Below are 10941 nucleotides of genomic sequence, written 5' to 3'. Positions count from 1 at the left end.
TTTCACACACCGGGCTCAAAGGCGGGAGGGTTTGGGGCCGGGCCACCAGTATGTGGAAAGGAAGGGCCCAGCGGTGGCCCGGCGGCTCTTGTCGAGATTCAAAGGGGTGGGGACACCTGGGGAAACCCGGAAAACGCGCGGGGATTCCCCCGGAGGAGGAGGGGGGGCCGCCCGTGCGGCAACGGTTGCGCGGGCGGGGGGGCCCCCCGGCCCGTGTTGCCCGGCAACACACCGAGAAAGGGTTGGGGGCGGGGGACGGGCCGGCGCCTCGGGGCGGGGGCCAAGCCGGCCCGGGCCCGGGCGGGGCCGCGAGATAAGGCAAGAGGGGGGGGGGCCCGTTGGGGGGGGGGGGTGGGGCGTTACCAAGGCGGGGGGCACCGGGTTGCGTGGGACCCGGTCAGCCATTACGGGCAATCCGGCTCGGGTAAGTTGGTGGTTTATCCGGGGGCGGCCGGCTCGGGGCCGGGGGAGCGGGGCCGGGCGGCGCGGGCGTGGGGCGGGCGCCCGGGGGGGGTGGCCCGGGTTGGCGGGTTGCACCTGGGCCTCCCACCGGGCGGGCCGGAAACCGGCGGGGCCAACCGCGAGAAGATCTGGCACCCCGCAAGTCCGGGCCAAACGGGCGCGTCCAAGCTCGGCGGGGGGCAGCGGGTCGTTTCCGTGGCGTTCCGGCACATGGCGGCGGGCGGCATGCGCTTACACGGCTCCGTGCCCCTCATCAAAGCACCCGGGTGGATTCGGGTGGGCCTCGGGGTCGGCCCAACGGTTCGTGGAAAACCATGGGGTTCGGGTTTCCGCGCCGAGGCTTGGTTGCTGGTCGGGCGAAGGGGGGGACTTGGATGGGGACCCTCGCGGTGGGCCGGGGGACTGCACCACCCAGTTGCGACGGTTTTTTTCCACGCTCGCGGAAAGGGAAGCATGTGGTAGGCGGTGGGAGAGCGCCCGGAGCTCGCGGTTCCAGAAACCCGGCTTGACGGAGTTTCTGAAAGGGGGCCTGGGAGGGAAACGCCCAGGGCCCCCTGGGAGGCGGGGGACTTGCTCCGCCCCCCCCCTACTGCCCACCAGGGGCGGTAGTTTGGAAGCCGCGCAGGGGTTTGCCCCCGCCGGTCATCCCCCACCCCACCCTGGGAGTGTTTGTGGGGGGGGGGCGCGGTTTTGCTGTTTGCGCGAGGGGGGGGGATGGGGGGCAGGACCCAGCAGCGGGGGGGAAGGTGGTTGACCCCACCCGTTTCAGCGGGGCCCCAACCGCGGGCCAGGCCGGCGGGGGCCCACAGCCCTGTTGTGTGGTTGGTTTCCCGGCTCCCGGGAAACCCCACCAAACACCGCGTTCGCCCTCCCCTCGGGACCCAGGCACGGCGGGCCCAGGTCGGGACGATGGGGCGTATACTTCTCGGCGGCGGGGGACGGATTGGGGGTCTTCTTGGCGGGGTAAGGCCGCCCGGCTCAGGCTGGAAAGCCCACCGGGGGAGGGCCACCGCAACCGCCGTGCCGGGCGTTCGCAGGATAAAAAGCCCCCGCGGGGACCTTTTTCCAGCGCTGCGGGGGGGGGGGGGACCCACGCGTCCCCGGGCGGGGGGGGGAACGGTGGGGGGGGGGGACTCGGAGACTCAGGGTCTGGGGGGGACGGGGGGGGGGAGAGTTGCCAAAAAAAAAAAAAAAAAAAACTCCCGCGGGAAGGGCGGGGGACACCGGCTCCGGTTTGGGCACACTTCGCACCATTTTCGAGGGAATCCCAAAAAAATGGCCGGGGGGGGGGGACCCGTCTGGCAGGGTGCAAAAAAAAAAAAAAAACCACAGAAAAACAAAAAACCGACGGTAACTGAATGACCTCGTCCCTCGGCTTTACAGCGTTGCAGCTGGTATTTTAGGGGAAACTTTGCTCCACGTAGGAGGCGGCCGCGCACCGTACTGACGGGGACCCGTTAACAATGCCGCCCGCCAGGTTTTTGCTGAACGGTTCGTCACCTCCTATTGCCCGTCGGGGGAGTGGTGTAAACCGTAAAACAAAGATGGCGGGGGCCCGGCGCCCACCGCGCGACCGGCCTTGTTCAAACTCCTTTGGCCAGCCTCCAGGGGGGAGTTCCGAGCCCTCCCAGGCCTTTGGCGGGAATGTGCACGCTGGGCGGGCGGGGGGGCCTTCGGGCGGTTTGAGACCGGGAAGGATCGGGGACGGGCTTAGGGGGGGGGACCGTGTGAAAACGCCTCGGGGGCCAACTGTTCGGACCCGTACCAAAGTTGTTGTTCCACCGGCTCTGAGGGGGGGCGGGAAAAAACGAATGGAAGGGGAGTTCCACGCTGGGCCGCTGGCCCGACGGCGCGACCACCCCCCCCGCCCCCCCCGGACCCCCACGATGACGGGTCTTGCGGGGGCTGTGGCGAAAAAAGAAGCTTCACGAAGCGGTCTCGGATTGCCCTTGCACAATTCTTGGCCCCGGGGGGTTTGCCGCGCAGGGCGCGGGAAGCTTGGGAACCTCGGACTGGCGGGGGTCCATTCTTTGCCGCAGGGGGTGGAGGGGGGACGTCGGTCCCGCGGCCTGTTCCCGACGGTTGGGCGATCTCCGGGTTCGGGTGAAGGACGTTGGTAGGGGGGGCGGGGACGCCCTGAGGGGTCCCAGCCGGCCTGCTAAACCCCCCGGACGTTCGGGCAGCGCGTTCGGTTAATCCCACTGGGGGGTCGCATTCCGGGGCCCTGGCACAATTGGCGGGGCTCCACCCCCCACGTGAGGGGGGGCGGGGAAGGGCATGCAAGACCGGCCGGTGTTTTTGCAGGTCGGGCCGGCGGCCCCGCGTCTAGGGGGGGGGACGCCACGGGGGCGGGGTTCGGGGATGCGGGAGGGACCCAGGGTCGGGGACCTTGGAACGTTTTCGGCCCCACTCACCAGTTCGTTTCAGGGGCTGGGGGGGGAACGCCTGCGGCCCCCTTCCCCTCCCCAGGACGGGGAGGGTCGGGCCCGGTGTTGGGGGATCGTAGGCCGGGCGCGGACACCCCCGCCAAATTCAGGGGCCAAAAGTTGCGGTTTGCGGGAACGGGGATTTTTGGGGGAACGGGGTTTGGCGTTGTCCGCGAGGGGGGGGGCCCTTCGGAACCCGGTCGCCCGGGATGGCGCACTTGGGGGCCCCCCACCTCGGAGGCGGGGGAAGAGGGGGGAAACATTTTCAAATGTTCATGCCGCCGGCGGGCGGAGCCCTCCTGCCAGGCCCCCAACCTCGAGGCGGGCGTCGGGGTTTTTTTACCTTCGCCCGCGGGGCAAGGGCAAACCCCGGATCGCCCGCGAGGGGAAGGGGGAAACCAGGGGGTGGGGGGACCCTGTGGAAAAGCCCGAATTTTTAGAGTGGGGAGCCACGCCGGGTCGGGGAAAAAAACTTCGGGCGCCCGCGCGTCACACCCCGGAAGCCCGGGAATAACCACGATTTCAGCTCCCGCGGGGTGGGCAGCAGGCTTCCTCCACCAGGTCGTAACGGACCCCTTGGTGTCCCAGGTACAGGACTGCGCTTCGGCCGGGTCCGGCGCCGGTGGGTTTCCGGTCCGTGGGCGGAGGCTCGGGCCGGGGGGCGGGTGACACGGCCGGTGGCGACCCACAGCACGGGGGCGTCGGGCGCCCCGCGGCAGCGACACCTAGGTGGTGGCCGCTCTGGGGGCGCCTTCCCCCAACGATTTCACCTCGCGGGGGGAACACGGACGTTCCACCCCGGCTCCTGGGGGGGCCGGCCGGCCCCCCGCCGAGGGCGGCCCTTGCCGCGGAAGCAACGGGGGACGGGGGCCACCGCCGGTGGAAGGGGGGGGGGGACTGGGTGATGTCGTCGGGGAAATCTGCCGGCGGACATTGGGCCCCCCCAGGGCCGGCCTTTTTTTCAAACCCGGTCGGTTGGGGACCCCGCCGAGGTTCGGACCCCCCCCACGCCCCGACCAAACCCGTGCCGGGGGTGGTCCCCACGGTGCGGGGGGGGTGTCGATCGGGGTGGCCGACCGGGATTTGATTGCCCGTCCACCCCCCTAAGGGCTTCCTCGTAACGAGGCTGTCGGGGGAAGGTGGTTCAATCACCTTCCCGGGCCGTGGCGATCCAAGGTTATGGACGGCACGCCACCCAGTCCCGGGTCAGCAACCGCGCCGGACCCGTGCCAGGGACGTTCGCGGTCGACGTGGAAACGGTCCACTCCGCGGCCGAGCCTGGGGCGGGCACCCCCCCACCCTGGTGGCCCCGTCCTTCGTATTTCCCCGCACCGGGTTTTTCCCACGCCACGAATTTGTCCACGATGCCACGACACGTCACGGCGGCCGCCACCACTTGGTCCCCGTAGCGGTTGTAACGAGGGACAAACACGGCCGGGGGGGGGGCACATCCGCCCCCCTCACTGTGTCATGGGCGGACCACGGCGCGGACGGCTACCGCCGGGTTTATACGCGGGCGGGTCCGGGCCCGTTCGGGGGGGTCCGGGTTTCATGTGGCCGGACGGCCGCCCCCGGGGGGCACTGTCGGGACGGGGCGTTTTTGTCCGTTCAGGGGAAAGATCCCCGGGTTCTGGGGCCCTGGCGGGGCCCGGTGCTTCTCCCGGTTAGGCTGACACGGGCGGGGGGGGGGGACCATTCTTTTTTGAGACGCCCTCTACGCCCGCGTTACGCCCACCAAACAACCCTCGACCGCCCGGGGCAGATTGGGGACCCGCCTGTGGGCCCCGCCCCACTCCCGCTGCGCGGGGGAGGGAGGGGCTGGCTTGACACACCGGCCGGAGAGCGGCAGAACCCTTCGGCCCGGGGAAGCACAGCTGGGGGCTTGGGAAGGGCTCGGCTTGGGGGACCAAGCGGTGGGTGTGTAGGGGGGGGGACGAGGGAAAGGACACCAGGAGCAGGTCCCTTTGTTTTCGGTTCCTCGCTCTTAACGGACGGTGGGCGCCGGATGGGAACGAGGGGTACGGGCCTGGACGCCTTGGGGAAGGGGGGCGTTCACCAAGCTTGGGCCAAATTTTTTACTACCCGGGGGAAAAGGGTCCGGCTGCGTGGGGGGGGCACGCCGGCACACCCTGGGAACCGGTGGGGGGGGACGGCCCGGGAACAAAGGGGATTTTCCGGTTTCTTGGGGGAAAGTAACGTGGTGAACGACTGGGAGGGCGGGGGGCTTGCCCGGCGGCACCGTCACCCTTGGGGCTGACGCCGAACGCGGGGGAAGAGGGCTGGCGTGCCGGTTGACGATACGTTGGGCTTGGACCTTGGGGCCCGGCCGGCCCTGGCCCTTGAAGGGGGGGCAAACCAGGGGGGTTTTCGGAGGAGACTCTCCGTAACAGGCGTCTTCCGGTGTCGCCGCCGTTTTGGGTGGGGGACCTAGCCTCGCACAATCGGGGTTAACGGGATTCTCCGGGCGTTTTTTGGGCTTGAATATTTTTACCCGCGGGTGGGCGATTTTTTCGGCGTTCTTTATCCACTCGGTTCCACGTGGAAGACAATAACGCAAGTTCCTCCTCCGTCCCCAGAGCTTCTTCCCCGGGGGGACTCCCGGTAAAACGCCGCACCGCCGGGTCCCACCCCCAGGAGGCGGTGGAGCCGCCAATGGCTGCGCGGGGAAGTGCGTGGACCGGGGCGCCGGAGCGGGCCGCAGCGGGGGGGATGCGGGGTTCCCGCCCTGTGTTTTCGTTCATGGGGTCTTCCGGCTGGGTTGCGGCCGGGGCCGGAAGCGCTTCGGGCGGAGGTGGGGGGGGAACCGGGGGCTGGGTTTTGTTTTTTTCCGGTCCCACCCGTAGATTGCCCGGCTTTCCCGGCTCCTGGTCCGTGGCCGGTTGGGCCTTCCGGGGAGCAAGAAATCCTGTCCGTTTCAAAGACGGGCGGACAGAGGGAGCGGCCGGCCTGCTTCCATCTTTCCTGGGGTGGGCCGGCAACACTAACTACTAGAGAGGCCACGGCGTGGCCACCGTGGGTGGCCAGGGCGTGGGGCCAACCGCCCGGCGCTGCGGGGGGGGCTGCGAGGAAACCATCGTGGGTCCTTCACCAACGGGCTTGGCGGGGCGGTCCTGCGCGGACACGGCTGACCCCGGCCACAGGGCCTGGTTTGGGTGACAGGCGGACCACATCAAACCTCACCCGCGGGGGGGGGGGGACTTCCCCGATTCGTTGGCAGCCATAACTTCGTGGTGGACTTCCACCGGACACTGTTTTTACTTCCAGGCGCCTGTCGCGATGCTCTTGCGCGAGGGTGGTGGGTGGACTCCTCGCTGGACGGAGGGGCGTGTACGTTGCAGTTTTTTTTCCGCGGGCCCCGCCACTTTAGGTGAAGCGGGGGATCCCCGGGGCGAGAAATCGGGGGCATTGGTTGTCCGTGGGCGATTCGTGTGGGGGCCGGCGTGGTGGGGCTTGTTTCCCAACCCACGCTGCGATGGGGCCCATCGGGCCCGCCCCGGCCGGGGGCCCGAGGCCGGGGCGGCCGAGGGTTTGCGGGGCGAATCTCCCTGGTTTGTACCACCTGGCCGCGGTGCATTCCCACCCCGGAGAGGGCCGCTCAAACCACGAAAGAGGGGTTTTGCTGGAGGGGGCCGGGGCAAAGGCAGCGGCGGAGCGGATTGGGGGCGCTTTTTTTGCTAGCGTAAGGTTTGCCTTGAGCGGATCTGGCTGGGACGCGGGATTGGGACGCAAGGGGGGGAATTCCAGTTAGGAAAGGTGTTGCCGGTCGGTCCGGGCCGTCGGTTGGGGGTTTGTTACGCCCGGGTTTTGGGCAGGGGCGGCTTTTCGTCAATTCAGGGAAGCCCCGGTTTTGGCCGGGTTTGTGGCTACCTGGTCTTGTTGGTACCCTACCCGGGGCTGGGTACGGCTCGTTTCGTACCCCTCATGAGTGGAGGATTGGGTGCAGGGCTATGTTTCACCAGGAACTCGCCGTTTCTGCTCGGGCGGCGGCCCCCGCCCTGGGTGGCTCCGGCCGGAGGGGGACCGGGGGGGGGCCCAAAGGGTAGGGGAACCCGCGAGGGGGAGCTTGACCTGCCCGCTTGCTTTGGGGGTCCGCCCGCCGAGGGGGCCGATGGCCGGGGAGGGGGCGCCGGCGCGAGCGGATCGCCTGGGTCCCGGCTTGGGCCGAAGCGGTTTTTCAAGCGACCGGGCTGTTGTTTGGGCACCGGCCCGGTGGGATCGCGGATCGGGGGGCTTGGGGGGGCGGGGCCGATTTGGCGGTGTTGAAATGACAACGCGCCGGTGGGGTGGTGATTTCCGGGGGCCCGCCGGGGCCGGGCTGGGCCGGCGTTTACTTGAAGAAAGGGGATGGGTGGGGGGGGGTGGTCGGGCTCCTTTTGGTTGGCAATTCGCTACGTGAGCCCGCCAACACTTGGGGTCGTTACGGAACTTCGACCGCGGGGGGCCGCCGCCTGTTGGTTTTGGGCCCGCCCGGGGGCCTGCGCGGCCCGCCCTGGGCTGGCCTGCCCCGCGCCGCTGCCCACCCCCTGGCCTCTGCCTTCGCCGTTCCGGCCTGGGGCGCCCACGCTGGTCGGGCGCTTTGGGCTCCCGGTCAAACGTGAGGGCCAGTCACTAACCCGCCCGGGGCAGGGGGGAACAACAGCCTGGTACAAGGGTCTTTCTAAAAACCTCGGGGCGAAAGGGTCCTTGCGGCAGGGAATCGTTGGGCCGCAGGGGGCACGGGGGGGCGCGGGGGGGGGGGGCATCAGCCGCCGGAGAATTCGACGCGGTTTTCGGCTTTCGGGCTGGCCGGGAGGTTTGTGGCCGCTGGGCCGGGGGGGGGCGGCGTGGAGGTGTTCGGGTTGAGGGTTGGTCCCTGGGCTGAGCGGGCTACCTGTCGGACCGGGGCCGGTTCCACCCGTTGGTTTTCGAAAGCCCGGGCCGGGCCGGGCGGCGGAACCTCGACGTGTGTTTTCACCCCCGCCCCCTGATGCCACAGGGAATGACGGGGGGGGGCCCGCGGTGGACGTTTGGCTGGTTGGCCGCCTTTCCAAGCGGGGGGCCCGGGTTTCCCCGCGCCCGGACCGCCGTGGTGTGGGCCCGGAACACCCCGGGGCCGGATAGCGGCCCGGGGGAGCTTTCCCGGGGGGTGTACCGTTCCTCCGTCCCCCAACAATAAGGGAGGAGCGGGGGGCGATTGGGGGGGAAACCTCGGCGCCTTTTCCCTGCTCACCGCCGGCCGGCTCGGTCGGGGCCCGGGGGGGAACCTAATCGTGATCGCCAAACGAACCCGGACGCCCGACCGCTTTGGCGGGCCCGTGTGCCGTCAAGGCGGACGGCTCGGCCACCGGCTGGCCCCCGCCGGGCGGGCAACCCCGGGCCGGTGCCAACGGCGGCCTGGCGGATGCTTGCGTCGGCGACGAGGTCGGCGCCACTGCTCCGCTTCCCGCGGCTGGTTCCGGCAAGCGGGGGGCCCGCGGCCACCTTCGCCAACCACCATCGTCTCCTCCACCCTGCTCGGCCGGGATCGCGCGGCGCGGGCCTCGGCCTACGCCGAGACGCTCACGGCTTCAAGTGGATCTTCCCGCGGCCGAGGGCCTGCGTACGGCTTACGAGGAGGCGCTCGGTACTCCGTCGACCGGTAGGCGTCCGCGACAAGGACGGCATCACCGCCGCCCTGCTGGTGGGCCGAACTCGCCGCCGTGCTAAGCGCTCGGCCGCACCCTGACCGACCTGCTTCGACGACCTTGCGCTGGAGCACGCCTGCACTGCCACCGACCAGCTTCTCGGGGCGGGTGTCAGACCTGACGGTGATCTCCTCCCGAGCAGCGGCTGCGCGAGCAGCCGCCGACGGTGCTGGCCTGGCCTCAAGGTCACCCGGGCCGACGACCTGGCCGCCGCACGCCCGGAGCTGCCGCCGACCGACGGCCTGCGCTACTACCTGGCCGGCGAGGGCGTCCATCCGCCGCCCGCATCGTGGTCCGCCCCTCCGGCACGAGCCCAAGCTCAAGTGCTACCTGGAGGTCGTCCTCCCGGTCGCCACCGCCGCCGACCTCGGCGACCCCGGACCCGGGCCACCGCCCTGCCTCGACGCGATCAAGCGCGACCTCGCCGCGGCGGCCGGCATCTGACGGACCGTCCGTGCACGACGGAGCCCCGTCCCGGTTTCCTCCCGTGGAGGGGCTCGCGACGTCGCTCAGGCGAGCGAGCTCGGTGAGCGCAGCCGCCGCGCTCGGCGGGCCGGGTGAGGGCCGGGCCCGGGGAGAGCCGGGGCGCCCTGGGGGACGTACTGCCGGAAGCGCCGCCCGGTAACCTCAGATCGAAGGAGTGGCCCTGGAGGTGCCACTGCGGCCACTGCGGCCTGCGGCCGTCCGGCGCCGGGAGCCCTGTGCACCTCGGTCCAGCTCCAGCTCCAGCCAGAGGTCCTTGAAGTCGAGACCGGCCTGGACGTCCCAGACCTCCTCGAAGACCAGCGTGGCGGGGCCACCCAGAACGAGATAGGTCTTGGCCGGCAGCACCGGGTGGACCATGCGGACGATGTGGTCGAGGTCCAGCAGCAGGCGCGGGGACACTCGGCTGTGGACCGTCAGCCGTGGCGGTCGCGTTTGTGCCAGCCCATCGACTCGAAGTCCGCGTCCGCTCCAGACGCTCTTCTCCAGACCCGACTCCCGGAGGGCGACCGCGGTGGCACACGCCGCACGGCCAGCAGGTAGCTGCGGTCGGTCTCCGTGCCCTCGGTGGGGGTACGGGGCGCCGGGTCAGGTGGGCGCGGAGGGTGTGAAGCCCGGCGGCGGTGGAGGTCGGCGGTCACCGCGTCGGGTCGAGAAAGTGGAAGGTCACGTCACCGTGGTCGGCCCCACCAGTCGGTCAGGTGGCGGGCCTCGCTGCCTCGGTGGAAGGCGAGCAGCCAGAGGCGGGGGCGCCGGGCGGGGGTGCGGCGCGACCTCCGGTGAGGACCGCGCGGTGCTGGCCGGGGGGAGGTGGATCAGCGAGTAAAGGGCGACGGCGCCGCGAACTCGCCGTCGACGGCCGGCAGGCCGCGCAGGTCGCGCTCGCGGAACTCGGCAGGACGGGTCCGCGTTCCCGGCGGGCGCCAGCTCGACCACCTCGCCCGGGGACCCGTGAGGTCGATGCCCCGCACCGCCCGGGCGCCGTGGTCGGCACAAGGCCGCCGGACCACCCGTCCGCCGAGTTCCGCGAGGGCGACCTGCGCGGCCTGCCGGCCGTCGACGGCGAGTTCGGCGGCGCCGTCGCCCTGTACTCGCTGATCCACCTGCCCCCGGCCGAGCACCGCGCGGTCCTCACCGAGGTCGCCCGCACCCTCCGCCCGGGCGCCCCGCTGCTGCTCGCCTTCCACCGAGGCAGCGAGGCCCGCCACCTGACCGACTGGTGGGGCCACCAGGTGGACGTGACCTTCCACTTCCTCGACCCGGACGCGGTGACCGCCGACCTCACCGCCGCCGGCTTCACCCTCCGCGCCCACCTCGACCGCGCCCCGTACCCCCACGAGGCCGAGACCGACCGCAGCTACCTGCTGGCCGTGCGGTCGTGACCACCGCGGTCCATCCGGAGTCGGGTCTGGAGAAGAGCGTCTGGAGCGACGCGGACTTCGAGTCGATGGGCTGGCACAACGCGACCGTCCACGGGCTGACGGTCCAGCAGGCCGAGGTGTCCCCGCGCCTGCTGCTGGACCTCGACCACATCGTCCGCTGGGTCCACCCGGTGCGGCCGGCCAAGACCTTCTCGTTCTGGGTGGCCCCGGCCACGCTGGTCTTCGAGGAGGTCTGGGACGTCCAGGGCGGTCTCGACTTCAAGGACCTCTGGCTGGAGCTGGAGCTGGACGAGGTGCACCGGCTCCCGGCGCCGGACGGCCGCGCGCAGTGGCCGCAGTGGCACCTCCAGGGCCACTCCTTCGATCTGAGGTTCCGGGCGGCGGGCTTCCGGCAGTACGTCCGCCAGGCGCCCCGGCTCTCCCCGGGCCCGGCCCTCACCGCCGCCGAGCGCGGCGGCTGCGCCTTCACCGAGCTCGGCTTCGCCTGAGCGACGTCGCGAGCCCCGCCCCGGAGGACCGGGACGG

The 10941-nt window shown here is 70.9% G+C and carries 3 protein-coding genes; 2 read left to right on the top strand and 1 reads right to left on the bottom strand.

Features of this window, described 5'->3' with window-relative positions; all coding sequences use genetic code 11:
* Window positions 1-9178 precede the first annotated feature (9178 nt).
* A complete protein-coding gene (locus ABD946_RS33440) occupies window positions 9179-9436 on the bottom strand; it encodes a hypothetical protein (protein ID WP_345289423.1) in 258 nt (85 codons plus the stop codon).
* A gap of 581 nt (window positions 9437-10017) precedes the next feature.
* Between ABD946_RS33440 and ABD946_RS33435 the strand changes: the two genes are divergently transcribed.
* Both ABD946_RS33435 and ABD946_RS33430 read left to right on the top strand, forming a co-directional pair.
* Window positions 10018-10416 (top strand): methyltransferase domain-containing protein, encoded by a 399-nt coding sequence (locus tag ABD946_RS33435; protein ID WP_345289422.1) that lies wholly within the window; start codon window positions 10018-10020, stop codon window positions 10414-10416.
* Window positions 10413-10904, top strand: coding sequence for a hypothetical protein (locus ABD946_RS33430; RefSeq protein ID WP_345289420.1), 492 nt, complete (start codon window positions 10413-10415; stop codon window positions 10902-10904). Before ABD946_RS33435 ends, ABD946_RS33430 begins: the two co-directional genes overlap by 4 nt.
* The last annotated feature ends 37 nt before the right edge of the window (window positions 10905-10941 follow it).

The organism is Kitasatospora albolonga (assembly GCF_039535905.1).
Classification (GTDB): Bacteria; Actinomycetota; Actinomycetes; order Streptomycetales; family Streptomycetaceae; genus Kitasatospora; species Kitasatospora albolonga.
This window is presented reverse-complemented; position numbering and strand designations above follow the sequence as displayed.